Consider the following 26,392-nt stretch of genomic DNA (forward strand, 5'->3'; position numbering starts at 1 on the left):
CTCATGCTCGCACGCGACTGCGTCGGACGCCACCCCTCCGGGATGCCCCGATTCCCGCCCCGAAACCCCGCCGAACCGCTCGCGCGAATAGCCTGCGGCACCCCCTCCGTCAAGCCCTGTCTTCGGGTCGACCCGTCCGCCTAGCGTTGGAGATCCGACGGCGGGGGGACGCGGGCTCACGGAGCACCGGAGCCGCGTGTTCGTCGGGACGGGAGAACACCGAAGACGCCTGTGTGACGACTGAGGGGTCGCACCCAGGGCGGGGGAGCGGGTCGGATGACTGGGGGTCATCCGACCCGCGTGTTCCCACTCCGCGTGCTTCGCACGACCCTCGGCACGCCCGTCGGGTGATCCGATCACGAGCCGCTCGCCATCCACGACCGCGTCCCCCGACCGCGTCGAGGACGGCGCGGACGGCAAGCGCTCTCCCACGCGTTCGTCAAGGGCACCGATCGGGACCGCCGTCGGATCCCGAGCGAAGTTCGCGTATCGGGATGCGTCGCCTATGCTGATGGGCATCCTTCCCCCGGACGGGGGAACCCGTCCAGTGAGGGAATCGGCGGCGCCACGGCACCGTCCAGCTTGGAGTGTCCGTGGGGCGTCACAGTGTGAAGGCTCCGGCGAAGAGGCCGGGCCGTGCACTCATCCTTTCCATCGTGGCCGCCGTCGCGGTCGTCGGCGTCATCGCGTCGGGGGTCTTCCTCTGGGTCGGCGGGTACCTCAACCCGCTGTTCGCCGCGGCCGACGCCGGCTGCGCCGACAGCGAGCGGATCGTCATCGTGGCCGACACCACGATCGCGCCGGCGCTGACCGACATCGCCGAGGACTTCGACGCCGCGTCGGAGACCTGCGTGCAGACGAAGATCACGTCGCAGGACTCGGCCGACACGTCGGCGGTGCTCGCGTCGGGCGGCCTCGACGCCGACGCGTGGATCCCCGAGTCCGACGTGTGGGTCGACCGCATGGCCGCCACGGCCGCCTCGCTCGGGCAGACGCCGCCCGAGGTCGAGGTCGGCGAGGCGGTCGCGACGACGCCCGTCGTGTTCGCCGCGCCCGCCACGAAGGCGGCCGAGATCGCGAGCGAGCCGGTGACGTGGACCCGCGTGCTCGGCGGCGGCATGCCCACGATCCTGCCCGACCCCGAGGCGTCGTCGACCAGCCTCGCGGGCCTGCTCGCCCTGCGCGGGCACTCGTCGCCCGATGACCCGCGACAGTTCGCGGGCGCCATGATCGAGCTCGGCAAGTCCATCCCCGCCTCGACGGGAGCGGCCTTCGCGGCGCTCGCCGCGGTGCAGCAGCCGAGCGTCGTGATCACGAGCGAGGCCCAGGTGGCGGCGTACAACCTCGAGGACCCGTCGGAGACGCTCGTCGCGGCCTACCCGGCCGACGGCACGGTGCTCGTCGACTACCCGTTCGTGCGCCTCCCGGCGCGCGCCGACGCGGGCAAGGCGTCCACCGCCGACGGCGCCGCGAGCGCGACCCAGACCCGGGCCGAGCTGCTCACCGCCTTCGCTGCGGCGGCCCGCGACGCCACCGATCGCCTCGCCGCCGACGGCTTCCGCGCGCCCGACGGCGCGGGCACGATCGACGTGGCCGGCCTGGCCGCCGAGGGACCCGTGGGTGCGGCGACCGAGCTCGACGCTGCAGCGCAGCTCGAGATCCTGCGGGCCTGGGCGGTGCTGACGCTCCGCTCGCGCATGCTCGCCGTCATCGACGTGTCGGGCTCCATGGAGGAGCCCGCCGAGAGCGGCCTGCGGCGCATCGACATCTTCCAGCAGGCCGCGATCGGGGCCATGGAGAAGTTCTCGGGCGAGGTCGAGATGGGCGTCTGGGTCTTCTCGACCGCGCGCAACGGCGACCTCGACTGGGAGGACCTCTCGCCCATCGCGCCGCTCGCCGACCAGGCGCACAAGGCCGAGATCGCCGGCATCATCCAATCGCTGCCGGCGCGACTGGGCGGCGCCACCGGTCTCTACGACACGACCCTCGCGGCTGTGCAGCGCGTGCGGGAGTCGTACGACCCCGAGAAGGTCAACTCGGTGCTGCTCATCACCGACGGTCGCAACGAGGACGAGAACGGCATCGACCTCGACACCCTGCTTGCGGAGCTCGCCAAGATCGACGACCCGACGAAGCCGGTGCCGGTCATCATGATCGGATTCGGTCCCGACACCGACCTCGCGGCGATGCAGCAGATCGCGCAGGCGACCAAGGGAGCGGCGTATTCCGCCTCGCGACCCGAGGACCTCGGGACCGTGCTGGTCGACGCGCTCTCGCAGCGCACCTGCCGCCCGAACTGCGGCTGACGCGAACGCACCGCGCACCGCGCAAGCCGCAGGGCGCACGGCGCGCCGCGCATGACGAAGGGCCCGGCATCGTGCCGGGCCCTTCGTCATGCAGCGGTCGGATGCCGCGTCGTCACGCCTCGGTGGAGGCCGCCTCGAGTGCGGCGTCGCCGTGCGCGCCCGTCTCCATGTCGGCCGGCTTCCGCACGAAGTAGGCGCCGACGACGGCCGCGACCGAGATGATCGCGCCGACCATGAACGCCGTGCGCAGGCCGGCCGCTTGGGCCGCCTCGGCCGTCGCGCCCGTCGCGGCGACGGAGGCGGTGACCGCCGCCATGACCGTGACGAAGAGCGCGGTGCCGGCGGCGCCCGCGACCTGCTGCACGGTGCCGACGATCGCCGAACCGTGCGAGTAGAAGCGCGGCTCGACCGACCCGAGGGCCGACGTGAACAGCGGGGTGAACATGAAGGCGAGACCTGCGGAGAGCGCGACGTGCGCGATCAGGAGCATCCACGGGGACGTGGTCTCGGTCACCATGGTGAGCGACCAGAGCACTGCGCTCACCACGATGCTGCCGGGGACCAGCAGCGGCGTCGGCCCGAACCGGTCGAAGAGGCGTCCGACGGTGGGGCCGAGCAGACCCATGAGCAGGCCGCCGGGGAGCAGGAGCAGGCCGGTGATGGCGGGCTCGAGGTGCAGCACGTCCTGGAGGTAGATCGGCAGCAGGATGATCGTGCCGAACAGGGCGGCCATCACGATGACCATGAGCACGACCGAGATCGCGAAGTTGCGCGACCGGAACGTGCGCAGGTCGAGCAGCGCGCGGTCGCGTCGCTGCAGCAGCAGCTGGCGGAGGATGAACGTCGCGATGCCGATCGCGCCCACGGCGAGCGAGATCCACATGCCGGCGGGCGAGCCCGTGCCCGAGACGACGCCGCCCACGAGGCTCAGTCCGTAGACCAGGCCGCCGAAGCCGAACGCCGACAGGATCACCGAGAACACGTCGATGGGGATGACGCGCGGCTCGCTGACGTTCTCGACGCGGCGGATGCCGATGATCAGCATCACCAGGGCGATCGGCAGCACGAGCCAGAACATGTACCGCCACGACAGGTACGTGAGGATGAGTCCCGAGATCGTCGGTCCGATCGCGGGCGCGACCGAGATCACGGTCGAGACGCGACCCATGAAGCGGCCGCGGTCGGCGGGCGCGACGAGCGTCATGAGCGTGGTCATGAGCAGCGGCATCATGATGGCCGTGCCGCTCGCCTGCACGACGCGCGCGACCAGCAGCACCTCGAAGCCGGGCGCGAGCGCGGCGATCAGGGTGCCCGCGGAGAAGAGGGTCATCGCGGCGATGAAGATCGGGCGGGTGGCGAACCGCTGCAGCAGGAAGCCCGTGATGGGGATGACGACCGCCATCGTCAGCATGAACGCCGTGGTGAGCCACTGCGCGGCCTCGATGGTGATGCCGAGGTCGGTGACGAGGTGGGGGATGGCGACGCCCATGATCGTCTCGTTGAGGATGACGACGAAGGCGGAGGCGAGGAGCAGCCAGATCACGCGCGAGTTGCGCTTGCCGTGGAGGGCCTCGGCGTCGGTGTGGTGCTGGGCGTGCTCGGAAGCCGCATCGCCGGCGGCGACGGGCTGGTTCTGGGTCAGGTCGGGAACGGCGCGTTCGGTCAAGGAAAAGGCATCCAATCGATCTCGGCGCAGAGCGGCGCCGGAGGAGTTGCGTCGAATGTGAGAGACAACCCGCGTCGGAGGAGTCGCTATTCCCGATTCGAGGGATCGATCGGAACGTATGGAATCCAGCCACGCGAACGCGCGGAAGCGCGTGCAGGTTGCATATGCGGAGTGCGGTTCAGCCGCGCACGACGAAATCGCGTGCACGGAAGGCGCGGACTACGGAGCGGGTGCAGGCCCGTCGGTCGGCGTGGCGTCGGGAAGCCACCCCTCGAGGAGCTCCTCTTCGGGAGCGACCTCGTCTTCGACCCGCGTCTCGGCGTCGCGCTCGGCGTCGTCGTCGGCGGGGATGGTGGTGGGATCGGTCATGGCTTCACGATACTGCGCACCACCGACACCGCCCGGGCGACCGCGGCCGCGGCATCCGCCACGTCGTGCTCGGTCGTCTCGGCACCGAGCGTGAATCGCACGGCGGTCTGCGCGAGCTCCGCGGGAAGCCCGATCGCCGTGAGCACGTGCGACGGCTCGTCGCTGCCCGCCGCGCACGCCGATCCGCTCGAGCAGATCACGCCGTCGCGCTCCAGCTCGAGCAGCACCGCCTCGCCGCTCGTGCCCGGGAAGACGTACGACACCGTCCCGGGCAGCCGGTGCACGGGATCGCCCGTGAGCACGGCATCGGGCACCGAGGCGGCGATGCGGGCCATGAGCTCGCCGGCGAGCGCGCCGACGCGGGTCGCGGCATCCGCCCGCTCGGCCTCGGCGAGTCGCAGGGCGGTTGCGAAGGCCACTGCGCCCGCCACGTTCTCGGTGCCCGAGCGGCGCCCGCGCTCCTGGCCGCCGCCGTGCACGACGGGCTCGAGCGGGATCCGGCCGCGAACGATCAGCGCGCCCGTGCCCTTGGGCGCGCCGACCTTGTGGCCCGCGAGCGAGAGCGCGTCGACGCCGAGCCCGTCGAGCGAGAGTGGCAGCCAGCCGGCCGCCTGCACGGCATCCGTGTGGAACCGGGCTCCCGACGCGTGCGCGACCTCGGCGAGCTCCGCGACGGGCTGCACCGTGCCGATCTCGTTGTTCGCGAGCTGCACCGACACGAGTGCGGTATCGGGTCGGATGACACGCGCCAGCGCGTCGGGATGCACCAGGCCGCCCGCGTCGACCTCGACCTCGTCGACGGTGAAGCCGTGCACGCGCGCGAGGTACGCCGCGGACTCCAGCACCGCCTCGTGCTCGATCGGGGAGACCACGAGGTGGCGGCCGCGCGGGTTCGCGAGCGCGATGCCCTTGATCGCGAGGTTGTCGGCCTCGGTGCCGCCGCTCGTGAACACGACGTCGCCGGGACGGGATCCGACCACGGCGGCCACCTCGGCGCGTGCCGCCGCGAGCGCTCGGGATGCCTCGTCGCCGAGTCCGTGGTGGCTCGACGGGTTGCCGAACGAGCCCGTGAGGTAGGGCCACATCGCCTCGAGCGCCTCGCGGCGCACGGGCGTGGTGGCGGCGTGGTCGAGGAAGATCACGGGGACACCTCGGGGGCGGGGGCGGGGGTTGCAGGCGCGGCCGAGACGGCCGTCGCGGCATCCGTCGCCGGCTCGATCACGACGTCGAGCCCCAGGTCGAGCGCCCGCGCCGAGTGCGTGAGCGCGCCGACCGAGATCACGTCGACGCCGGTCGCGGCGATCGCGGCGACCGTGTCGAGCGAGACGCCGCCGGATGCCTCGACGACGGCCCGTCCGCCGATGCGCGTGACGCCCGCGCGCAGGTCGTCGAGCGTGAAGTTGTCGAGCATGATCGTGTCGGCGCCGCCCGCGAGCACGGCGTCGAGCTGGTCGAGCCGGTCGACCTCGACCTCGAGGTGGGCGGTGTGCGGCATCCGCTCACGCGCCTCGCGCAGCGCCGTGGCGAGGCCGCGGCCGCCCGCGGTGAGCACGGCGAGGTGGTTGTCCTTCGCCATGATCGCGTCGGACAGCGAGCGGCGGTGGTTGCGCCCGCCGCCGTCGCGCACGGCCTGGCGCTCGAGGCTGCGCAGCCCCGGCGTCGTCTTGCGGGTGTCCACGATGCGCGCGCCGGTGCCTGCGACCGCGGCGACGTAGGTCGCGGTCAGCGTCGCGACGCCCGACATGCGCTGCACGAGGTTGAGGCCGACGCGCTCGGCGGTGAGGAGGCCCCGGGCCGGTCCCTGCACGCGGGCGAGCACCGCGCCCGCCTCGAAGGGGTCGCCGTCGGCCGCGAGGCGCTCCACGACGATCCGCGGATCGGTGAGGCGGAACGCCGCCGCGAACACCTCGACGCCGCTCAGCACGCCGGGCTCGCGCGCGACGAGCTCGGCTGCCGCCGTCGCCGACGCGGGGATGAGCGTCTCGGACGTGAGGTCGCCCCACGGCGCGTCCTCGTCGAGCGCGGCGGTGACGATGCGGTCGATCTCGCGGACGTCGGTCATCAGGCGGCCTCCTCGAGGGCGTGGGCAGCGGGGGTCGGGGTCGGAGTCGTGGTCGTGGTCGCCGGAGTCGCCACGAGCGGCTCGGCCGTCGTGGCACGCGGGTCGTCCGTGCGGAAGTGCGCGCCGACGCTCTCGGTTCGCGCTATCGCGGCGGCGACGGTCAGGCGCGCGAGCTCGAGCAGGTTGCGGTCCTCCGCTGTGCGGCGGTCGACGACCTCGGGCGCGCGCCACGCGTCGAGCGCAGCGGATGCCGCGGCGAGCCCCTCGCCCGATCGCTCGAGCCCGGCGTGCTCCCACATGAGCGCCTGCAGCTCGCGTCGCTCGACCTCCACGTCACCCGCCGCAGCTCCCGCTCTATCACCGGATTCGGTGTCGAGGGGCGACACGCCGTCGGTCGCGCCGGCGCCTGCGGCGTGTCGGGCCGGAACACCGAATCGCGTGACAGCGTCGGCGGGTGCGGGCACGGCGGATGCCGCGGGTGCAGGACTCAGCCACGGCGCGCCGAGCGCCCGCGCCGCCCGGTCCGCGAACACGGCCGCCTCGAGCAGTGAGTTCGACGCCAGCCGGTTCGCGCCGTGGACGCCGGTGCGCGCGCACTCGCCGACCGCGTAGAGCCCGGGCAGGCTCGTGCGCCCGTCGAGGTCGGTGCGCACGCCGCCCATGGCGTAGTGCGCCGCAGGCGTGATCGGAACGGGCTGCGTGCCCCACTCGAAGCCGGCGTCGCGGCACGCCGCGTCGATGCCGGGGAATCGGGCGGCGAGGAAGTCCGCGCCGAGCGCCGTCGCGTCGAGGAAGACGGGTCGTCCGTCCTGCTCGGCCATGCGCTTCCACACGGCGCGGGCGACGACGTCGCGCGGGGCGAGCTCGGCGCGCGGGTCCACCGCGGGCATGAAGCGCTCGCCCTGCTCGTCGACGATCACGGCACCCTCGCCGCGCACCGCCTCGGAGATGAGGGGCGTGCCGGGCGCAGCCAGTGCCGTCGGGTGGAACTGCACGAACTCGAGGTCGGCGACCTCGGCTCCGGCGCGCCACGCGGCCGCGACGCCGTCGCCGGTCGCCACGTCGGGGTTCGTCGTATGCCGGTAGAGGCATCCGCTGCCGCCGGTGGCGAGCACGACGGCGTCGGCCCGCACCTCGGTGAAGCCGGATGCCGCGAGCAGCCGAGCTCCCACGACGCATCCGTGCTCGACCAGCAGTTCGACGAGCATCGTGTGCTCGTGTGCGCGGACCGCGCGACGACGTACCGTGGCGACCAGCGCGGACTCGATCGCCGCACCCGTCCCATCACCGCCCGCGTGCAGGATGCGCGCACGGGAATGCGCCGCCTCGAGCCCGCGCGCGAGGCCCGAGTCGCCGCGGTCGAACGCGACGCCGAAGCGGATGAGGTCGCGCACGCGGGCCGGTCCCTCGTCGCAGAGCACACGGACCGCCGCCGGGTCGGAGAGGCCCGCTCCGGCCGCGATCGTGTCGGCGTAGTGCCGCTCGGCCGAGTCGTCGGGGAACAGCGCCGCGGCGATGCCGCCCTGCGCGTGGCGGGTGCTGCCCTCGACGAGCGCCGCCTTCGTGACGACCTCGACCTCGTGGCCGGCGTCCGCGGCCTTCACCGCGGTCCACAGGCCGGCGATGCCGCCGCCGATCACGAGCACGCGAGCCATGGTCAGGCTTCCGCCGGGGCCTCGAGACGCGTCGCCTTCGGCGTCGCTCCTCGACCAGCGGTGTCGGCCTGCGTCGCGGCCGGCGGCTTCGCCGCGAGCATCCGCTCGAGGGCGAGCCGCGCCGGGTCGGCGACGCTGTCGGGCACCGTGATGCGGTTGACGACACGGCCGGCGACGAGCTCCTCGAGCACCCACGCCAGGTAGCCCGGGTGGATGCGGTACATCGTCGAGCACGGGCACACGACCGGGTCGAGGCAGAAGATCGTGTGCTCGGGGTACTCCGCGGCGAGGCGCTGCACGAGGTTGATCTCGGTGCCGATCGCGAAGGTCGAGCCGGCGGGGGCTGCCTTGATGGCCTTCACGATGAAGTCGGTCGAGCCCGCGGCATCCGCTGCGTCGACGACCGGCATGGGGCACTCGGGGTGCACGATGACCTGCACTCCGGGGTGCTCGCGCCGCGCCTGCTCGATCTGGTCGACCGTGAAGCGCCGGTGCACCGAGCAGAAGCCGTGCCAGAGGATGACGCGGGCGTCGGCGAGCTCCTCGGCGGTGCTGCCGCCGAGCGCCTTGCGCGGGTTCCACATCGGCATCTGCTCGAGCGGCACGCCCATGGACTTCGCGGTGTTGCGGCCGAGGTGCTGGTCGGGGAAGAACAGCACGCGCTGCCCACGCTCGAACGCCCACTCGAGCACCGTGCGCGCGTTCGACGAGGTGCAGACGATGCCGCCGTTGCGGCCGACGAAGCCCTTGAGGGCCGCCGACGAGTTCATGTAGGTGACCGGGATGACCGGCACCCGCCCGTCGGCGCCGGGGGTCGCCAGGTCGCCGTAGACCTCCTCGAGCTGCTCCCAGCACTCCTCGACGCTCGACTCGTCGGCCATGTCGGCCATCGAGCAGCCCGCGGCGAGGTTCGGCAGGATGACCGCCTGATCGGGCGTCGAGAGCAGGTCGGCCGTCTCGGCCATGAAGTGCACGCCGCAGAACACGATCGCCTCGGCGTCGGGCTTCGTGAGCGCCGCGTTCGCGAGCTGGAAGGAGTCGCCCACGAAGTCGGCGTGCTCGACGACCTCGTCGCGCTGGTAGAAGTGCCCGAGCACGACGACGCGGTCGCCGAGCGTGGCCTTCGCGGCGCGGATGCGGTCGTGCAGCTCCGCGTCGGAGGCGCGGCGGTACTCGTCGGGCAGCGCGCCCTGGCGCGGCGAGCCGGTGGGGATCACGTCGCCCATCGACGCGCCGGGCCCGTAGCCTGCCGGGCCGCGGTCGAACTCCCACGGCCCCTCGGCGAGCTCGGGCGCGCAGGTGGAGCCGGCCGACGAGCCCGTCGAGATGAGCCGGATCGAGCGGTCGACGGATGCCGCGAGCCGGACGTCGCGGGCGGGAGGCTGGACGATGGTCATGATCGGCTCCTCGTCAGGGGTGGGGTCAGTGGGATGGGGTCGGTGAGGGTGGGTCAGCGGGCCGGGTCGGACGCGGGCGCCATCGCGGACGCCGTGTCGAAGCGGTAGAGGGCGGGCGGACGGTGCCGCGTGCCGGAGAGGCGCTCGCCCGTGTCGACGAGGGTGCCGGAGGCCTCCATGGTGCGGCGGAAGTTCGCGGGGTCGAGGCGCTTGCGGAGCACGACCTCGTGCACGGCGCGGAGCTCGGCCAGGGTGAACGTCTCGCCGAGGAAGGCGTGCGCGATGCGCGAGTACTCGAGCTTCGTGCGCAGCCGCAGCAGCGCGTAGTCGATGATCGCGCGGTGGTCGAACGCGAGGTCGGGCAGCTCGTCCTCGTCGAACCACTGCACGTTCTCGTCGGAGACCGCGCGCTCGACCTCGTCGGAGTGCACGAGCGCCCAGTAGACGACCGAGACGACGCGCTCGTCGGGGGAGCGGTCGACGGCCCCGAACGTGTAGAGCTGCTCGAGGTACTTCGGCGTGAGCCCGGTGGTCTCGGCGAGCGTGCGCGCCGCTGCACCCTCGAGCGCCTCACCGACCGGCAGCCAGCCGCCGGGCAGCGCCCAGCGCCCGAGACCCGGCTCGCGGAGCCGGCGCACGAGGGGCAGGCGCAGGCTCGGACGTTCGGCGCCCTCGTCGGGGCTCAGCGCGAAGATCACCGTCGAGACGGCGAGGCGCGCCTGCGCGGCCGGGTCGTGCTGCTGCGGCATCCGTGGCCCCTCGCTCGTTCGGATCGGTCTTAAAGTCATGATGACCCTAAGTGCTGGGAATCAGCTTACAGTCAACGTGACACGAACGCGAATTCCGTGACGTCACCGAGGTGCAGGCCGGTGCTGGCCCGGATGCCGCGGCTCATGCCGGGCGGGCACTATCGACGAAGCCCGATTCCACTCCTGAAAGCGAGCCTGCACATGCGCAAGCTGTTCCTCGTCGTCACGATCCTGTTCACGGCCTCCGTGGTCCTGCAGCTCTACTTCGCCGCCGTCGGCGTGTTCTCGAACCCCGAGGACGAGCTGTTCGCCTGGCACGGCACCAATGGCCGCATCGTGCTGCCGATCCTCGCGCTGCTGCTCATCGTCACCGCGGCCCTCGCGCGGGCCGGGAAGCGCACGATCTGGCTGAGCGTGCTGCCGCTCGTGCTGATCCTGTTCCAGACCGTGCTCTTCATCCTCACGGGCGTGATCTTCGGACTCGACGAGTCGAGCCACGCCGACCCGCCCCTCGCCGCGACGCTCTTCCTCGGGCTCCACGCCGTGAACGGCGCCGCGATCCTGCTGCTCGGCGTGCTGCTCGTGGTGCGTGCCCGCAGGCTGGTCCGCGAGGGCACGCCGACGAAGCCCGCCGTGGCGGCCGACGACGCGCCGGCCCCCGTGCCGAGCGCCTGAGCCGGGGACGCGCGATCCCGCACACCGCATCCCGACCCGCAGCGAGGAGGGCCCGATGACCACCGCGGCCCTCCTCCTGCTGCAGTCGGCCGCCGCCATCGCCGGCGCGGGCCTCTGGCTCGCCGCAGGCTTCACCACGGGCTCGTCGACCACGCGGGCCGATCGACGCGAACGACTGATCGTCACGGCGCTCGCCGCGGGCGGGACCCTCCTGCTCGTCGTCGCCGCCGTCGGGGCGTTCATCCTCGCCGGTCGCGGCTGGTGGTTCGTCGGCGAGAAGCTCGTCGTCGGGCTGCCGTTCCAGGTCGTGGGGCTCGCCGCGGGCGCCGTCGGCCTCGCGTGGTGGCTGCGCGGCCTCCGGATGCCCCTTGCCCGCACGCTCGTGCTCGGCGGCGGGTACGCGATGGCCGCCGCGGCCGTCGCGACCTGGCTCGTCGGCTACCCGCCGCAGGCCGTGGCGACCCTCCTGCTCGGCGTCGCGGTGCTGCTCGGGACCGGGCTCACGTGGGCGCTCCTCACCCATCGCGGGCGTCGCGCCGTCGCGGGCTTCGCGGGCCTGCTCGCGGTGCTGCTCGCCGGCGGGGTCGGCTGGTCGTGGCTGTCCGACACCGCGGCGCCGCGCATCGAGGCATCCACCGCCCATGGTCACGACGGCCCGGCGACGGATGCCGCGACGGCGACGGCCTCGTCGACCTCGTCCACCTCGGTGAGCGACCTCCGCACGCCCGCAGAGGCGCCCGGCGACGTGCACCGGTTCGAGCTCACCGCCGCACGACACGACGTGGAGCTGGCATCGGGCGACACCGTCGAGGCGTGGGGCTTCGGCGGCGACACCGTCGTCGGCCCGGAGTTGCGCGTCACCGAGGGCGAGCTCGTCGAGGTCGACCTCGCGAACCGCGACATCGACGACGGCGTGACCCTGCACTGGCACGGCTACGACGTGCCGAACGGCGAGGACGGCGTCGCGGGCGTGACGCAGGACGCGGTGCTGCCGGGCGAGCGGTTCACGTCCCGGTTCGTCGCCGACACGCCCGGCACGTACTGGTACCACACGCACCAGGCCGCGTCCGAGGGCGTGCGCCGCGGCCTCTACGGCATGCTCGTCGTCGAGCCGGCCGCGGGAATCGCGGAGTCGCTCGACCTCGCACTGCCGGTGCACCGGATCGGCGGCGAGGTCGTCGTCGGCGCGACTGACGGGCCGCAGTCGTTCGAGGCCGCAGAGGGCGACACGGTGCGGCTCAGGGTCGCGAACACCGAGCAGGCGCCCATGCGGGTCACGGTCGTGGGCGCGCCGTTCCGGGTCGCCGCGGTGGACGGTCGCGAGCTGTCCGCGGGCGACGAGGTGGAGCACCGGTCGGTGCGGCTCGGCGCCGGGGCGCGGGCCGACCTCGTGTTCACGGTGCCCGACGACGGCGTGCGGTTCGAGACCGACTTCTCCGCGGCATCCGTCGTCGTGGTCGCCCCGCCCGCGTCGGAGGGACCCGACCTCGCGCGCGAGGTGTCGGACGTGCCCGAGCTCGACCTGCTCGCGTATGGCGCCGGGGACCAGACCGTCGCCGAGATCCTCGCCGGCCTCGGACCCTTCACGGCCGAGGGCGAGCTCGTGCTCGACCGGATGCCGCGCTTCGTCGGCGGCGCCCCGACCTACGCGTACACCGTGAACGGGCAGGTGTTCCCGCACATCGACCCGATCGGGGTGCGCGAGGGCGACGTCGTGAAGCTCACGGTCGTCAACCGCGGCTTCGACGTGCACCCGATGCACGTGCACGGCCACCACGTGCTGGTGCTCGCACGGGACGGGGTGCCCGCCACGGGCGCACCGCTGTGGCTCGACACGGTGGACGTGCGGCCCGGCGAGGTCTGGGAGCTCGCGCTCGTGGCCGACAACCCGGGCATCTGGATGGACCACTGCCACGACCTCTCGCACGCGGCCGCGGGAATGATGATGACGCTCGCCTACGAGGGCGTCACCACGCCGTTCGAGCACGACGCGCACGGCAACCGGCCGGAGTAGGGCTGCGCGCGCCTGCGTCGGCTAGGATCGGCGGTACAACCTCACACCGGGCCATCGACGCGTCGCGGGAGAGCCGGCCAGTTCCACCAGGAGCACCACTGGCCGGCACCGAAGGAGCAAGCCTCCCCGCCAATCTCTCAGGTCTCACACCGCGACGACGAGGCCGCTCTGAAAAGCGGATCGGGCATTCCCGCCACATCCCGCCGACGGTGAAAGCGCGAACTCGCGTGAAGCTCTCAGGCCCATGACAGAGGGGGAGTTCCCAGCGGCATCCGCCGACCGCCCACGCGACTCTGGAGAACTCGTGACCGACCCCGGCACCACCCCCGGCACCACCGAACGTCGAAGCCCGCTCGATGCGGTGCACCGCGCCGCCGGCGCGTCGTTCACCGACTTCGCGGGCTGGCAGATGCCCGTGCGCTACTCGAGCGACCTCGCCGAGCACCACGCCGTGCGCACGCACGCCGGCATCTTCGACCTCTCGCACATGGGCGAGATCATCCTGCTCGGCCCGGGCTCCGCCGCAGCGCTCGACTTCGCGCTCGCCGGCAAGCTGTCGGCCATCGAGATCGGCCAGGCGAAGTACTCGCTGCTGCTCGACGAGGACGGCGGCATCATCGACGACCTCGTCGTCTACCGCACCGGGGACGACCGCTACATGGTGGTCGCGAACGCCGCCAACCGCGAGGTGGTCGCGGCGGAGCTCGTCGCACGAGCCGAGGGCTTCGACACGTTCGTCTCCGACGAGAGCGACGACGTCGCCCTGGTGGCCCTGCAGGGCCCCGACGCGCGCGCCGTGCTCGAGGAGACGCCGGGCTTCGGCGTCGACGACGGCCCGGGCAACGACGTCGAGGAGTTCGACGTGCAGCTCGCTGCGCTCAAGTACTATCGTGCGTTCCCGGCGACCTTCGAGGGCGAGCCCGTGCTCGTCGCCCGCACCGGCTACACCGGTGAGGACGGCTTCGAGCTCTACGTCGCCCCCGACCGCGCAGCGCGCCTCTGGGAGGCCCTCACCGAGACCGGCGGCCCCCGCGTCGTCCCGGCCGGACTCGCGAGCCGGGACACGCTGCGCCTCGAGGCGGGCATGCCCCTCTACGGCCATGAGCTGAACCGCGACACCTTCCCCGTGCAGGCTGGCCTCGGCCGCGTCGTCGCGCTCGCGAAGGAGGGCGACTTCGTCGGTCGCGCGGCCATCGAGGCGGGCCCTCCGACGGATGCCCCGGTGCTCGTCGGCCTCGCCGCCGAGGGTCGCCGCGCCGCGCGCGCCGACTACGAGGTCTACGACGGCGAGGGCGCGGATGCCGCGCGCGTCGGCGTCGTGACGAGCGGCGCGCTGTCGCCCACGCTCGGCCACCCCGTGGCGATGGCGTTCGTCGCGCCCGATGCCGCGGAGCCCGGCCGCGAGCTGTACGTCGACGTCCGGGGCACGCGCGTCCCGGCATCCGTCGTGCCGCTTCCCTTCTACAAGCGCCCCGCCTGACGCAACCACCACCGAACCCACCGCACCGCCCACCGCGAGGAGAACCCCATGACCGACCTGACCGCGCTGCAGTACACCGAGGAGCACGAATGGGTGCTCGTCGACGGCGACACCCTGACGATCGGCATCACCGACTACGCGGCCGAGAAGCTGGGCGACGTCGTCTACGTCGACCTGCCCAAGGCCGGCACGCAGATCACGTCGGGCAACGTCGTCGGCGAGATCGAGTCGACGAAGTCGGTCGGCGAGCTGTTCGCGCCCGTCGACGGCGAGGTCGTCGAGGCCAACCAGGCCGTGATCGACGCGCCCGAGCTCGTGAACAGCGACCCGTTCGGCGAGGGCTGGCTCATCAAGGTCACCGCGCCGACCCTCCCGAAGCTGCTCACCCACGACGAGTACCGGGCGCTCACCGGCGAGTAGCCGGACGCCCCACCAGCACCAGACACGACACGAAGGATCCCCATGCCCACCTCCCCGGCCTTCGACCTCGACGCGTTCGGGCGCCGCCACATCGGCACGACCCCGCGCGACCACGAGTGGATGCTCGCCGCGCTCGGCTACGACTCGCTCGATGCGCTCATGACGGCGGCGGTGCCGACGGCCATCCGCATGGGGGAGGTGGTCGACTCGGTGATCCCGCCGGCCGCCACCGAGCGTGAGGCGATCGCGGAGCTCGCCGCGCTCGCCGAGCAGAACACCGTGCGCACCTCGATGATCGGCCTGGGCTACTCCGGCACGATCACGCCTGCCGTGATCCAGCGCAACGTGCTCGAGAACCCGAGCTGGTACACCGCCTACACGCCGTACCAGCCCGAGATCTCGCAGGGCCGCCTCGAGGCGCTCATCAACTTCCAGACGATGGTGTCCGACCTCACGGGACTCGACACCGCGAACGCGTCGATGCTCGACGAGGGCACCGCGGTCGTCGAGGGCATGCTCCTCGCCCGCCGCGGCTCGAAGTCCGCCTCGAACCGCTTCGTCGTCGACGCCGACGCGCTGCCGCAGACGCACGCGCTGCTCGTCTCGCGCGCCGAGGCCGTGGGCATCGAGCTCGTCGTACTGCCGCTCGCCGAGCTCGTCGACGCGACCGAGCCCGACGGCGATGCTCATCTCGACCGGCTCACCGAGCGGTTGGGGGAGCACTTCGGCATCTTCGTGCAGTACCCGGGCGCCTCGGGCCGCGTGTGGAACCCGGCATCCGTCATCGCCGCATCGAAGGAACAGGGTGCGCTCGCGGTCGTCGCGGCCGACCTGCTCGCGATGTCGCTGTTGACGAGCCCGGGCGAGCTGGGGGCGGACGTCGCGGTGGGCACCTCGCAGCGGTTCGGCGTGCCCATGGGCTTCGGCGGCCCGCACGCCGGCTACATGGCCGTGCGCAAGGGCCTCGAGCGCCAGCTCCCGGGTCGCCTCGTCGGCGTCTCGCAGGATGCCGCGGGCCACCCGGCGTACCGGCTGAGCCTCCAGGCGCGCGAGCAGCACATCCGTCGCGAGAAGGCGACCTCGAACATCTGCACCGCCCAGGTGCTCCTCGCCGTCATGGCGTCGATGTACGCCGTGTACCACGGGCCGCGAGGCATCCGGCACATCGCGACGACGACGGCGGCGAAGGCCAAGGCGCTCGCCGACGTGCTCACCTCGTACGAGCTGACCCTCGCGAACGACGCGTACTTCGACACGATCCGCGTGCACGTGCCCGGACTCGCGAGGAACGTCGTCGCCCGCGGCCGAGAGCTCGGCCTCAACCTCTGGGAGGCGGACGACGCGACCGTGCACGTCGCCGTCGACGAGACGACGACCGCCGACGAGCTCTCGCGCGTCGTCGAGGCGTTCGGCTTCGACCCGCGCATCGACGTGCCGGTATCGCTGCGCGAGCTCCCCGGGAGCCTGCCCGAGTCGCTGCGTCGCACGAGCACCTACCTCGAGCACCCCGTCTTCAACACGCACCAGTCCGAGACGCAGATGATGCGGTACCTGAAGTCGCTCGCCGACCGCGACTACGCGCTCGACCGCGGCATGATCCCGCTCGGCTCGTGCACCATGAAGCTCAACGCCGCCACCGAGATGCAGTCGGTCACGTGGCCCGAGTTCGCGAACCTGCACCCGTTCGCTCCCGAGGCCGACGTCGTCGGCACGCTCGGCCTCATCGAGCAGCTCGAGAACTGGCTGGCCGAGGTCACGGGCTACGACACGGTCTCCCTGCAGCCCAACGCGGGCAGCCAGGGCGAGCTCGCGGGCCTCCTCGCGATCCGCGGCTACCACCGCGCGAACGGCGACCTCGACCGCGACCTGTGCCTCATCCCGTCGAGCGCCCACGGCACGAACGCGGCATCCGCGGTGCTCGCCGGCATGCGCGTCGTGGTCGTCGCCTGCGACGAGCTCGGCAACGTCGACCTCGACGACCTGCGCGCGAAGATCGCGGAGCACGCCGACCGGATCGCCGCGCTCATGATCACGTACCCGTCGACGCACGGCGTCTACGAGCACGAGGTCACGCAGATCACCCGGGCCGTGCACGACGCCGGCGGCCAGGTCTACGTCGACGGCGCGAACCTCAACGCGCTGCTCGGCTTCGCCCGCTTCGGCGACTTCGGCGGCGACGTCTCGCACCTCAACCTGCACAAGACGTTCTGTATCCCGCACGGCGGCGGCGGGCCGGGCGTCGGACCGGTGGCGGCGAAGGCGCACCTCGCGCCGTACCTGCCCGGCCACCCGCTCGCGCAGCGCGCCGACCACTCGGGCGGCGTCACGCACGACGGCGGGCCCGTCTCGGCGGCGCCGTACGGCAGCCCGTCGATCCTGCCGATCTCGTGGGCGTACGTGCGCATGATGGGCTCGGAGGGCCTCAAGCAGGCGACCGCGACCGCGGTGCTCGCGGCGAACTACGTCGCGGCGCGACTGCGCGACCACTTCCCGGTGCTCTACACGGGCGACAACGGGCTCGTCGCGCACGAGTGCATCCTCGACCTGCGCCCGCTCACCGCGGCCACCGGCGTCACGGTCGACGACGTCGCGAAGCGGCTCATCGACTACGGCTTCCACGCGCCGACCATGTCGTTCCCCGTGGCGGGCACGCTCATGGTCGAGCCGACGGAGTCGGAGGACCTCGCCGAGCTCGATCGCTTCATCGAGGCGATGATCGCGATCAAGGCCGAGGCCGACGCGGTGGGCCGCGGCGAATGGCCGGCCGACGACAACCCGCTGCGCAACGCGCCGCACACGGCGGAGTCGGTCATCGCAGGGGAGTGGACGCATCCGTACACCCGCGAGCAGGCCGTGTACCCCGTGCACTCGCTCGTGCGCAACAAGTACTGGGCGCCGGTGCGCCGCATCGACCAGGCATTCGGCGACCGCAACCTCGTCTGCGCCTGCCCGCCGGTGGAGGCGTTCGCGTAGCCGACCGATGAACGATGCGGATGCTTCGGCGCGATGGTGTCGAAGCATCCGCGAGACTGAACCCCACGGGGCTCCTTCTCGTTGTCACCGCAGGAGGTGACCGATGTCGCAGGACGACGATCGTCGGCTCGTCGCGCTGTACGACGCGCACGGGCCGTCGTTGTGGCGGTACGTCGTGCACCTCACGGGCGACCCCGCGGGCGCCGACGACATCGTGCAGGAGACGCTCCTGCGCGCGTGGCGGAGCCCGCGCATCCTCGAGCAGGAGCCCGCGTCGACGCGGTCGTGGATGTTCACCGTCGCGCGGAACCTCGTCATCGACGAGGCGCGCAGCGCCCGCCGCCGGCACGAGATCGGCGTCGGCGAACTGCCCGACCCCGGACGCGAGGACGGCACCGACCAGCTCTTCGAGAGCCTCATCATCGAGGAGGCGCTCGCCGGCCTGGACTTCGAGCACCGTGCGGTGATCGTGCACGCCTACTACGGCGGATGCAGCATCGCGGAGGTCGCGCGGCGGCTCTCGATCCCCGAGGGCACCGTCAAGTCGCGGCTGCACTACGGATTGCGGGCCCTGCGCCTCGCATTGCAGGAGAAGGGGGTGACGCGATGAACCCGAATCACTCGCGCTACGCCGACTGGGACTCCGCCTACGTGCTCGGCGCGCTCTCGCCGGCCGAGCGCCGGGAATACGAGGAGCACCTCGAGACCTGCGACGCCTGCCGCCGGTCGGTGGCCGAGCTCTCGCCGATGCCGGGCCTGCTCGCACGGCTGTCCGCCGACCGCGCCGAGGCGCTCCTCGAGGAGCCCGAGGGCGCGATGTCGTCGCCCCATCCCGCGCTGCTCGACGCCGTGCGTCGTGAAGGCCGACGACGTCGGCTCCGTCGCACACGCATGCGCATCGTGCTGGCGGCTGCGGCGGCGGTCGTCGTGATCGCCGCGGTCGCCGTGCCGCTCTCGCTCATGCGGCCGGCGACGGATCGGCAGCTCGTCGCGTTCGAGACCGTTGCCGATCGCCCGGTCACCGCGAGCGCGGTGCTCACGCCGGTGGAGTGGGGCACGCGGATCGAGCTCGACTGCACCTACGAGACGACGCCCGGCGAGGACCACGCCGAGGAGAGCTGGCCGTACGCGCTCGTCGTGATCGGCCATGACGGCACGACCACGGAGGTGTCGACCTGGCGGGCGACCCCCGGAGCGACCGCGCGACTCGAGGCGGGCAGCGCCCTGCCCGTCGACCAGATCGCGTCGCTCGAGATCCGGGCGGTCGCGACCGGCGACGTGCTCATGCGCAGCGTCGCCGGCTGAGCGGCATCGGCCGGGTCGGGCGGCGTCAGGCCGTCGCGGGCCGCTGGGGTGCTGGGCGCGGCGCGACGTGCCGTCCGCGCTCGGTGTAGACGCGCGCGGCGGATGCCGCGACGGCGGCCCTGCGGCGCTCCACGACGCGGCGCTCCGCGTCGTGGATCTCGTCCTCGGTCGCCCGGAACCGGCGGTCGGTGGTGCGTGCGGAGAGGCCGCCCGCGGCGAAGGCGTGTGCGAGGTCCATGGTCCTTCGTTCCCTTCGGCGCGAGGGGAGTCGGTTCGCGCCCAGACCATGCTCGCGATGCGCGCGACGCGACGGATCCGGGCGGTCCCGACGGTCGCCTCCGGGAGTACACTGAGGTTCTCTCGAAGAGGGGGTTGCGCAATGATCTCCGCCGATCTCATCGCAGTGCTGGGCACGCTCGCGTTCACGGGCCTCTTCGTCGGGAGCTCGATGCTCGCCGGCCGGGGCTTCGGGCTCGAACAGCGAGCCGGACTCCTCGAGCGACGCGACCCGGGCACGGCCGAGGCGCTGCGCCGAGCCCAGTCGTTCACCGACTACTCGAGCAGCACCGTCTTCGGCGGCGAGGGGTTCTCGGCCGTCTGCTCGCCGAGCCGGCGCAGCTGGCACGACATGGCGCGCGTGCGCGCGACCGACTCCGACCTCCGCGTCGAGGTGCCCGAGGAGTCGCTGCCGCCCATGCCCGCGACGGTCGTGGCGCTCGCGCGCAGCGAGCACGTGCCGCAGGCGCCGCGCACGCGGCATCCGTCGCCCGTCGCGACCCAGGCCGCTCAGGCCGGGGGAGCGAAGAGCTCGGGCCACCAGCCCACCGCGAGCGGATAGCCCACGAACGACACGATGTCGAGGATCCAGTGCGCGATGACGAGCGGCATCGTGCGACCCCATCGCGAGTAGACCCACCCGAACACGACGCCCATCGCGACGTTGCCGACGAACGGCCCGAAGCCCTGGTAGAGGTGGTACGTGCCGCGCAGCACGGCGCTCGAGAGGATCGTCGCCCAGCGGCCCACGCCGAGCTCGCGGAACCGCGTGAACAGGTAGCCGACGACGATGATCTCCTCGGTGAGCGCGGCCTCCAGCGCGCGGAACACGAGCATGGGCACCGTCCACCAGAACCAGTCGACCGGTGAGGTCTGCACCGCGACCGTGACGCCGAGCGCCCGGCCGATCGCGTAGAGCGCGAGCCCGGGGACGCCGATGACGGCGACGAGCAGCAGGCCGGATGCCGCGTCGCGCCCCGGCCGGGTCAGGTCGAAGCCGATGCGGCGGAACGGGCTCAGGCCCGGCTGCCACAGCAGGTAGAGCACGAGCGCGACCGCGAACAGCCCGAAGAAGACGTCGAGGAACTGGTACGTGAAGTCGAGCCACTCCCGGCTCGAGCGCGACGGATTCAGCGCGACGGACTGGTCGCCGAGCGCCCGTTCCTCGGTCAGCTTGGCGACCAGGGAGACGATCGAGTACACCGCCGACGCGCCCAAGCTGAGTCCGAGGACGATCACGACCTCGATCCGGAGGCGGCGCCGGGGGCTTGACATGCGGTTATCCTCGCATGTCAAGCCCCCATGCAATATTCGTGCGCGGTGACAGCGGTTTCCGCTTCCGGATCGGGCGCAACATTGCGCGTCGGTAACGGTTTCCTCTGGAGTTTGATTCCACAGGAAGCGATACATAACCTCGATCTATCCCAGCGCACCACGCGGCCATAAGTCGTGCGTCTGCGCTCATCTCACAGGAGGAACATTGAAGATCAAGAGAATCGGCGTCGCCGCCATTGCTCTTGCTGCAGCCGGCGCACTCGCGCTCACTGGCTGCACGAGCGGCTCGCCCGAGTCGACCGGCGGTGCCGGCAGCTCGACCGCGGTCATCACGACCAACGGCTCGGAGCCGCAGAACCCGCTGGTTCCCACCAACACCAACGAGACCGGTGGTGGCAAGATCCTCGACGCGATCTTCGCGGGCCTCGTCTACTACGACGCCGACGGTGCTCCGCACAACGACATGGCCGAGTCGATCGAGACCGAGGACGCGCAGAACTACACGATCAAGATCAAGGCCGACCAGAAGTTCTCGAACGGCGAGCCGGTGACGGCGAACTCGTTCGTCGACGCCTGGAACTACGGCGCGCTCCTCTCGAACGAGCAGCTCTCGAGCTACTTCTTCGAGTCGATCGAGGGCTTCAGCTACGACGAGGACTCGGAGCTCACGGGCCTCGAGGTCGTCGACGACCTGACCTTCACGGTCAAGCTCAAGCAGCCCGAGTCGGACTTCCCGCTGCGCCTCGGCTACTCGGCGTTCTTCCCGCTCCCCGAGTCGGCCTTCGAGGACATCGCCGCGTTCGGTGAGAACCCGGTCGGCAACGGCCCGTACATGCTCGACGGCGAAGGCGCCTGGAAGCACAACGAGAAGATCGACCTCGTCGTGAACCCCGACTACGACGGCCCCCGTGTCGCGCAGAACGGCGGACTCGACATCATCTTCTACGCCACGCAGGAAGCGGCGTACGCCGACCTCCAGGGCGGCAACCTCGATGTGCTCGACGCCATCCCCGACGGCGCGCTCTCGACCTTCCAGGACGAGTTCGGCGACCGCTCGGTCACGCAGGCCGCGGCGATCTTCCAGTCGTTCACGATCCCGGCGCGTCTCCCGCACTTCGACGGCGAGGAGGGCAACCTCCGTCGCGCCGCGATCTCGAAGGCGATCAACCGCGAGGAGATCACCGACGTGATCTTCTCGGGCACCCGCACCCCGGCGCACGACTTCACGTCGCCCGTCATCGACGGCTACTCGGAGGACATCCCCGGCTCCGACGTGCTCGACTTCGACGCCGACGCCGCGAAGGACCTGTGGGCCCAGGCTGACGCCATCTCCCCGTGGAGCGGCTCCTTCCAGATCGCGTACAACGCCGACGGCGGCCACCAGGCCTGGGTCGACGCAGTCGCGAACCAGCTGAAGAACAACCTCGGCATCGACGCGTCGGGCGCTCCGTACCCGACCTTCGCCGAGGTCCGCACCGCGATCACCGACCGCACCATCCAGACCGCGTTCCGCACCGGTTGGCAGGCCGACTACCCGGCCCTGTTCAACTTCCTCGGCCCGATCTACGCGACCGACGCCGGCTCGAACGACGGTGACTACTCGAACGCCGACTTCGACGCGCTCCTCAAGGAGGGTCTCGCCGAGACCGACCTCGACAAGGCCAACGAGAAGTTCCAGCAGGCTCAGGAGATCCTCTTCAAGGACCTCCCCGCGATCCCGCTGTGGTACTCGACGGTCAACGGTGCCTGGGGTCAGACGGTCGAGAACGTCCAGTTCGGCTGGAACTCGGTCCCGCTGTACTACGAGGTGACCAAGAGCGAGTAATTCTCGTTCAGGCGTGACTCGGGGTTAGACTCTGAGGCGCCCGTGGGGCGGCAGTCTAATCGACTGCCGCCCCACTCCCACGTATCCCCGGTGCCCGGCCGATCGGCGTAGCATCGTGTGGACGAACTTCCAAACGGTGAGGTTTCTTTCAACATGTCAACATCCACGAACAGCGGGGCCTGATCAATGGCCGGCTACATCGTGCGCCGACTGCTTCAGGCGATCCCTGTCCTGCTCGGCACCACCTTCCTGATCTACTTCATGGTCTTCGCAATGCCGGGAGACCCGATCGTCGCCCTGTTCGGCGACAAGACCCCGCCCCCGCAGGTCATCGAGCAGCTGCGCGAGCGCTACCACCTGGACCAGCCGTTCATCGTCCAGTACTTCATCTTCCTCGGCAACATCTTCCGCGGAGACCTCGGCACCTCGTTCTCGGGCCAGCCCGTCTCGGAGATCCTGGCGGCGACCTTCCCCGTCACGCTCCGCCTCGCGGTGCTCGCCATCTTCTTCGAGATGATCGCCGGCATCTCGGTGGGCCTCATCTCGGGCCTCCGCAAGGGCGGCATCTTCGACGCGAGCGCGCTCGTCGTGAGCCTCATCCTGATCTCGCTGCCGATCTTCGTGGTCGCGTTCGTCGCGCAGTACATCTTCGGCATCCAACTCGGCTGGTTCAGAACCACCGTGGGCGTCGGAGCCCCGACGCAGGACCTGATATTGCCAGCGCTGGTGCTGGCGACGATCAGCTTCGCGCAGATCACCCGACTGACGAGGGCGTCGGTCATCGACACGGACACGCAGGACTTCGTTCGCACCGCCGCGAGCAAGGGCCTGTCGCGCACCCGCATCGTGCCCGTGCACATCCTGCGCAACTCGCTCATCCCCGTCGTCACCTATCTCGCCGTCGACTTCGGCGTGCTGATGGTCGGCGCGACGGTCACGGAGGGCATCTTCAACGTGCCCGGCGTCGGCCGCACCCTCTACCAGGCGATCATCCGCGGAGAGGGACCCACCGTCGTCTCCTTCGTGACCGTCATGGTGCTGATCTACCTCGTGGTGAACCTGCTGGTGGATCTGCTGTACGCCGTTCTCGACCCGAGGATCCGCTATGCCAAGTAACACCACCAGACCCGATCAGCAGCACTTCGTCGCGCCGATCGAGGAGACCCCGCTCGTCGCGATCGACAAGGTCCAGACCGAGGGCAAGCCCTCGAACCTCTGGCGCGACGCCTGGAACGACGTGCGCAAGCGCCCGATGTTCTGGATCTCCTCGGCGCTCATCCTGCTCGTCGTGATCGTCGCGCTCTTCCCGGGCCTGTTCACGCAGGTCCCGCCGAACAACGACTGCCAGCTCGCGAACAGCAACGGCGCGCCCACCGATGGCCACCCGCTCGGCTTCACGAAGCAGGGCTGCGACATCTACTCGCGCATCATCCACGGCACGTCGACGTCGCTCTCGGTCGGCATCATCGTGACCGTGCTGGTCTTCGTGCTCGGCATCGTCTTCGGCGCCTTCGCGGGCTTCTACGGCGGCTGGATCGACTCGGTCCTCTCGCGCCTCGGCGACATCTTCTTCTCGATCCCCTACATCCTCGCGGCCGTGGTCATCATGTCGGTGTTCTCGCAGTACGCGAACGTGTGGGTGATCTCGCTCGCCATCGGCATATTCGCGTGGCCGGCGACAGCACGTGTGCTGAGAGCCGAGATCCTGAGGGTGAAGAACGCCGACTTCGTCATGGCGGCCACCGCCCTCGGCGTCTCGCGGTTCCGCATCCTGGTGCGCCACGTGCTTCCGAACTCGATCGCGCCCGTCATCGTCATCACGACGATCTCGCTCGCGTCGGCGATCGTCGCGGAGGCGACCCTGTCGTTCCTCGGCGTCGGACTGCCCTCGTCCACCATGTCGTGGGGCAACGACATCAGCGCCGCGCAGACCGACCTCCGCACGGCGCCGCAGGTGCTCATCCTCCCGTCCATCGCGCTGTCGATCACCGTGCTGAGCTTCATCATGCTCGGCGAGGTCATCCGTGACGCGCTCGACCCGAAGGCGAGGGCGCAGCGATGACCGAGATCGTCAACACCGACGTCCAGCAGACCAGCGTCGACACCGGCGAGCGTCCCCTCCTCGAGATCAAGGACCTCCAGGTCGGCTTCACCACCCAGGACGGCCTCGTGAAGGCCGTGGACGGCGTGAACATCACGCTCTACCGCGGCCAGAGCCTCGCCATCGTGGGCGAGTCGGGTTCGGGCAAGTCGACGACCGCGCACGCGATCATCAACCTGCTCCCCGGCACCGGCCACATCTCCGGCGGCCAGATCCTCCTCGACGGCCAGGACCTCACCAAGGCGTCGAAGAAGGAGATGGAGTCGATCCGCGGTCGCAAGATCGGCTTCGTCCCCCAGGACCCGATGTCCAACCTCAACCCGGTGTGGTCGATCGGCTTCCAGGTCGAGGAGGCCATCAAGGCGAACGGCATCGCGACCGGGCGCAAGGAGGTCAAGAAGCGCGCGATCGAGGTGCTGAAGCAAGCCGGCCTGCAGGACGCCGACCGGCGCCTGAAGCAGTTCCCGCACCAGTTCTCGGGCGGCATGCGCCAGCGCGTGCTCATCGGCATGGGCCTGGCGGCCGACCCGCAGCTGCTCATCGCCGACGAGCCCACCTCGGCGCTCGACGTCACGGTGCAGCGCGTGATCCTCGACCACCTCGAGTCGCTCACCCGGGAGCTCGGCACGACCCTGCTGTTCATCACGCACGACCTCGGCCTCGCGGCCGAGCGCGCCGAGCAGCTCGTGGTCATGTACAAGGGCCGCGTGGTGGAGTCCGGTCCGTCGGCGCAGATCCTGCAGAACCCGCAGCACCCGTACACGCAGCGCCTCGTGGCCGCGGCCCCGAGCCTCGCCTCGCGTCGCATCCAGGCGTCGGGCAGCATCGCGGCGGCCGAGTCGTCGATGGCCGAGGACGCCTCTGCGGCGGCCGGGGACGCCATCGACCTCATCGCCACCGCCGAGGCACGCGCCGAGGCGCTCGAGGCCCTGGCATCCGCCCCGCCCGCGATCGTCGTCGAGAACCTCACCAAGGTCTTCAAGATCCGCGGCTCGGGCGACTTCACGGCGGTCGACGACATCTCGTTCCAGATCGCGAAGGGCACCACCACGGCGCTCGTCGGCGAGTCGGGCTCCGGCAAGTCGACCGTCGCCAAGATGCTGCTGAAGCTCGAGGACACCACGAGCGGCAAGATCGTGGTCGGCGGCAGGGACCTGGCGAGCGTCACCGGCAAGGAGATGTTCGAGCTCCGCAGTCGGATGCAGCCGGTGTTCCAGGACCCGTACGGCTCGCTGAACCCGCTGCGCAACATCGGCAACACCATCTCGGAGCCGCTGTACACGCACAAGGTCGGCACTCGTGCCGACCGGCGCGCCCGCGTCTACGAGCTCCTCGACCAGGTGTCGCTGCCGCGCACGCTGGTCGGTCGGTACCCGAACGAGCTGTCGGGCGGCCAGCGCCAGCGCATCGCCATCGCGCGCGCGCTCGCGCTGAAGCCCGAGATCGTGGTGCTCGACGAGGCCGTGTCGGCGCTCGACGTGCTCGTGCAGGCCCAGATCCTGCGCCTGCTCGCCGACCTGCAGTCCGAGCTCGGGCTGACCTACCTGTTCATCACCCACGACCTCGCGGTGGTGCGCGTCATCGCCGACCACGTGTGCGTGATGCAGCGCGGCAAGATCGTGGAGACGGCGACCACCGACGAGGTGTTCGACAACCCCAAGGAGCAGTACACCCGCGACCTGCTCGCGGCGATCCCCGGGGCCGGCATCCAGCTCGGCGCCTAGTCACGCGACGACCGGAGCGCCCGGCATCCGCTCATCCGGATGCCGGGCGTTCGGCGTTCCCAGCCGAACCCGCGCCGCGCACGGTAGGATCGGATGGCGCGCGCCGCGCTTCGGCGCCGC

The 26,392-nt window shown here is 71.3% G+C and carries 22 protein-coding genes and 1 riboswitch; of the genes, 13 read left to right on the forward strand and 9 right to left on the reverse strand.

Annotated elements, in window-relative coordinates; all coding sequences use genetic code 11:
* The first annotated feature begins 656 nt into the window (after positions 1-656).
* On the forward strand, positions 657-2,306 hold the full coding sequence (locus ACWGO8_RS14525) for a VWA domain-containing protein (RefSeq protein WP_452043752.1): 1,650 nt from the start codon (positions 657-659) through the stop codon (positions 2,304-2,306).
* A gap of 112 nt (positions 2,307-2,418) precedes the next feature.
* Here the strand turns inward: ACWGO8_RS14525 and ACWGO8_RS14530 are convergent, their stop codons facing one another.
* The 7 genes from ACWGO8_RS14530 to ACWGO8_RS14560 form a co-directional block, all read right to left on the reverse strand.
* Positions 2,419-3,972: an MDR family MFS transporter gene (locus ACWGO8_RS14530; RefSeq protein ID WP_452043753.1), complete on the reverse strand. Its 1,554-nt coding sequence runs from the start codon at positions 3,970-3,972 to the stop codon at positions 2,419-2,421.
* Between the two features lie 219 nt (positions 3,973-4,191).
* Positions 4,192-4,341: a hypothetical protein gene (locus ACWGO8_RS14535; RefSeq protein WP_376955527.1), complete on the reverse strand. Its 150-nt coding sequence runs from the start codon at positions 4,339-4,341 to the stop codon at positions 4,192-4,194.
* Positions 4,338-5,483: a cysteine desulfurase family protein gene (locus tag ACWGO8_RS14540; RefSeq protein WP_452043754.1), complete on the reverse strand. Its 1,146-nt coding sequence runs from the start codon at positions 5,481-5,483 to the stop codon at positions 4,338-4,340. Before ACWGO8_RS14540 ends, ACWGO8_RS14535 begins: the two co-directional genes overlap by 4 nt.
* Complete coding sequence (nadC, locus tag ACWGO8_RS14545) at positions 5,480-6,403, reverse strand: carboxylating nicotinate-nucleotide diphosphorylase (protein WP_452043755.1); 924 nt, start codon at positions 6,401-6,403, stop codon at positions 5,480-5,482. The genes ACWGO8_RS14540 and nadC overlap by 4 nt, the downstream gene beginning before the upstream one ends.
* Positions 6,403-8,058 (reverse strand): L-aspartate oxidase, encoded by a 1,656-nt coding sequence (gene nadB, locus ACWGO8_RS14550; protein WP_452043756.1) that lies wholly within the window; start codon positions 8,056-8,058, stop codon positions 6,403-6,405. Before nadB ends, nadC begins: the two co-directional genes overlap by 1 nt.
* 2 nt (positions 8,059-8,060) lie before the next feature.
* Positions 8,061-9,455 (reverse strand): quinolinate synthase NadA, encoded by a 1,395-nt coding sequence (gene nadA, locus ACWGO8_RS14555; protein ID WP_452043757.1) that lies wholly within the window; start codon positions 9,453-9,455, stop codon positions 8,061-8,063.
* Between the two features lie 53 nt (positions 9,456-9,508).
* Positions 9,509-10,204 carry an NUDIX hydrolase gene (locus tag ACWGO8_RS14560; RefSeq protein WP_452043758.1) on the reverse strand — a complete coding sequence of 232 codons (696 nt, stop codon included), beginning with the start codon at positions 10,202-10,204 and terminating at the stop codon, positions 9,509-9,511.
* A gap of 201 nt (positions 10,205-10,405) precedes the next feature.
* Here ACWGO8_RS14560 and ACWGO8_RS14565 point away from each other — a divergent pair, with 201 nt between their 5' ends.
* The 7 genes from ACWGO8_RS14565 to ACWGO8_RS14595 all read left to right on the forward strand — a co-directional run bounded on the left by ACWGO8_RS14565 (position 10,406) and on the right by ACWGO8_RS14595 (position 19,071).
* A complete protein-coding gene (locus ACWGO8_RS14565; RefSeq protein ID WP_452043759.1) occupies positions 10,406-10,879 on the forward strand; it encodes a DUF6220 domain-containing protein in 474 nt (157 codons plus the stop codon).
* A gap of 55 nt (positions 10,880-10,934) precedes the next feature.
* Positions 10,935-12,893 carry a multicopper oxidase family protein gene (locus ACWGO8_RS14570; protein WP_452043760.1) on the forward strand — a complete coding sequence of 653 codons (1,959 nt, stop codon included), beginning with the start codon at positions 10,935-10,937 and terminating at the stop codon, positions 12,891-12,893.
* Between the two features lie 55 nt (positions 12,894-12,948).
* A riboswitch (glycine riboswitch) is annotated at positions 12,949-13,055 on the forward strand.
* Positions 13,056-13,197: 142 nt separating this feature from the next.
* On the forward strand, positions 13,198-14,373 hold the full coding sequence (gene gcvT / locus ACWGO8_RS14575) for a glycine cleavage system aminomethyltransferase GcvT (protein ID WP_452043761.1): 1,176 nt from the start codon (positions 13,198-13,200) through the stop codon (positions 14,371-14,373).
* 48 nt (positions 14,374-14,421) lie between these two features.
* Positions 14,422-14,793 (forward strand): glycine cleavage system protein GcvH, encoded by a 372-nt coding sequence (gcvH, locus tag ACWGO8_RS14580; RefSeq protein WP_452043762.1) that lies wholly within the window; start codon positions 14,422-14,424, stop codon positions 14,791-14,793.
* A gap of 42 nt (positions 14,794-14,835) precedes the next feature.
* Complete coding sequence (gcvP, locus tag ACWGO8_RS14585) at positions 14,836-17,766, forward strand: aminomethyl-transferring glycine dehydrogenase (protein WP_452043763.1); 2,931 nt, start codon at positions 14,836-14,838, stop codon at positions 17,764-17,766.
* A gap of 103 nt (positions 17,767-17,869) precedes the next feature.
* Positions 17,870-18,376 carry a sigma-70 family RNA polymerase sigma factor gene (locus ACWGO8_RS14590; protein WP_376955508.1) on the forward strand — a complete coding sequence of 169 codons (507 nt, stop codon included), beginning with the start codon at positions 17,870-17,872 and terminating at the stop codon, positions 18,374-18,376.
* Positions 18,373-19,071 (forward strand): anti-sigma factor family protein, encoded by a 699-nt coding sequence (locus ACWGO8_RS14595; protein WP_452043764.1) that lies wholly within the window; start codon positions 18,373-18,375, stop codon positions 19,069-19,071. The genes ACWGO8_RS14590 and ACWGO8_RS14595 overlap by 4 nt, the downstream gene beginning before the upstream one ends.
* Positions 19,072-19,096: 25 nt before the next feature.
* Here the strand turns inward: ACWGO8_RS14595 and ACWGO8_RS14600 are convergent, their stop codons facing one another.
* The gene (locus ACWGO8_RS14600; protein WP_452043765.1) at positions 19,097-19,309 is read right to left on the reverse strand and encodes a hypothetical protein; all 213 of its coding nucleotides are present in this window, start codon (positions 19,307-19,309) and stop codon (positions 19,097-19,099) included.
* A 141-nt stretch (positions 19,310-19,450) separates the two neighbouring features.
* Between ACWGO8_RS14600 and ACWGO8_RS14605 the strand changes: the two genes are divergently transcribed.
* The gene (locus ACWGO8_RS14605; protein ID WP_452043766.1) at positions 19,451-19,909 is read left to right on the forward strand and encodes a hypothetical protein; all 459 of its coding nucleotides are present in this window, start codon (positions 19,451-19,453) and stop codon (positions 19,907-19,909) included.
* Here the strand turns inward: ACWGO8_RS14605 and ACWGO8_RS14610 are convergent.
* A complete protein-coding gene (locus tag ACWGO8_RS14610) occupies positions 19,858-20,622 on the reverse strand; it encodes a CPBP family intramembrane glutamic endopeptidase (protein WP_452043767.1) in 765 nt (254 codons plus the stop codon). The two genes, ACWGO8_RS14605 and ACWGO8_RS14610, sit on opposite strands and share 52 nt — an antisense overlap.
* Positions 20,623-20,827: 205 nt before the next feature.
* Between ACWGO8_RS14610 and ACWGO8_RS14615 the strand changes: the two genes are divergently transcribed.
* The 4 genes from ACWGO8_RS14615 to ACWGO8_RS14630 all read left to right on the forward strand — a co-directional run bounded on the left by ACWGO8_RS14615 (position 20,828) and on the right by ACWGO8_RS14630 (position 26,272).
* Positions 20,828-22,447 (forward strand): peptide ABC transporter substrate-binding protein, encoded by a 1,620-nt coding sequence (locus ACWGO8_RS14615; RefSeq protein WP_452043768.1) that lies wholly within the window; start codon positions 20,828-20,830, stop codon positions 22,445-22,447.
* Between the two features lie 186 nt (positions 22,448-22,633).
* Positions 22,634-23,563 carry an ABC transporter permease gene (locus ACWGO8_RS14620; protein ID WP_376955498.1) on the forward strand — a complete coding sequence of 310 codons (930 nt, stop codon included), beginning with the start codon at positions 22,634-22,636 and terminating at the stop codon, positions 23,561-23,563.
* Complete coding sequence (locus ACWGO8_RS14625) at positions 23,553-24,509, forward strand: ABC transporter permease (protein ID WP_452043769.1); 957 nt, start codon at positions 23,553-23,555, stop codon at positions 24,507-24,509. The genes ACWGO8_RS14620 and ACWGO8_RS14625 overlap by 11 nt, the downstream gene beginning before the upstream one ends.
* Positions 24,506-26,272, forward strand: coding sequence for a dipeptide ABC transporter ATP-binding protein (locus ACWGO8_RS14630; RefSeq protein ID WP_452043770.1), 1,767 nt, complete (start codon positions 24,506-24,508; stop codon positions 26,270-26,272). Before ACWGO8_RS14625 ends, ACWGO8_RS14630 begins: the two co-directional genes overlap by 4 nt.
* Positions 26,273-26,392: the final 120 nt, after the last annotated feature.

The organism is Agromyces sp. NPDC055661, from assembly GCF_053618135.1.

Coding starts and splice junctions, on each gene's coding strand:
- ACWGO8_RS14600 (WP_452043765.1), bottom strand. CDS start 19,309: ATGGACCTCGCACACGCCTTCGCCGCGGGCGGCCTCTCCGCACGCACC.
- ACWGO8_RS14610 (WP_452043767.1), bottom strand. CDS start 20,622: ATGTCAAGCCCCCGGCGCCGCCTCCGGATCGAGGTCGTGATCGTCCTC.
- ACWGO8_RS14570 (WP_452043760.1), top strand. CDS start 10,935: ATGACCACCGCGGCCCTCCTCCTGCTGCAGTCGGCCGCCGCCATCGCC.
- ACWGO8_RS14595 (WP_452043764.1), top strand. CDS start 18,373: ATGAACCCGAATCACTCGCGCTACGCCGACTGGGACTCCGCCTACGTG.
- ACWGO8_RS14620 (WP_376955498.1), top strand. CDS start 22,634: ATGGCCGGCTACATCGTGCGCCGACTGCTTCAGGCGATCCCTGTCCTG.
- ACWGO8_RS14605 (WP_452043766.1), top strand. CDS start 19,451: ATGATCTCCGCCGATCTCATCGCAGTGCTGGGCACGCTCGCGTTCACG.
- ACWGO8_RS14565 (WP_452043759.1), top strand. CDS start 10,406: ATGCGCAAGCTGTTCCTCGTCGTCACGATCCTGTTCACGGCCTCCGTG.
- nadC (WP_452043755.1), bottom strand. CDS start 6,403: ATGACCGACGTCCGCGAGATCGACCGCATCGTCACCGCCGCGCTCGAC.
- gcvH (WP_452043762.1), top strand. CDS start 14,422: ATGACCGACCTGACCGCGCTGCAGTACACCGAGGAGCACGAATGGGTG.
- ACWGO8_RS14590 (WP_376955508.1), top strand. CDS start 17,870: ATGTCGCAGGACGACGATCGTCGGCTCGTCGCGCTGTACGACGCGCAC.
- ACWGO8_RS14625 (WP_452043769.1), top strand. CDS start 23,553: ATGCCAAGTAACACCACCAGACCCGATCAGCAGCACTTCGTCGCGCCG.
- nadB (WP_452043756.1), bottom strand. CDS start 8,058: ATGGCTCGCGTGCTCGTGATCGGCGGCGGCATCGCCGGCCTGTGGACC.
- gcvP (WP_452043763.1), top strand. CDS start 14,836: ATGCCCACCTCCCCGGCCTTCGACCTCGACGCGTTCGGGCGCCGCCAC.
- ACWGO8_RS14630 (WP_452043770.1), top strand. CDS start 24,506: ATGACCGAGATCGTCAACACCGACGTCCAGCAGACCAGCGTCGACACC.
- nadA (WP_452043757.1), bottom strand. CDS start 9,455: ATGACCATCGTCCAGCCTCCCGCCCGCGACGTCCGGCTCGCGGCATCC.
- ACWGO8_RS14560 (WP_452043758.1), bottom strand. CDS start 10,204: ATGCCGCAGCAGCACGACCCGGCCGCGCAGGCGCGCCTCGCCGTCTCG.
- ACWGO8_RS14535 (WP_376955527.1), bottom strand. CDS start 4,341: ATGACCGATCCCACCACCATCCCCGCCGACGACGACGCCGAGCGCGAC.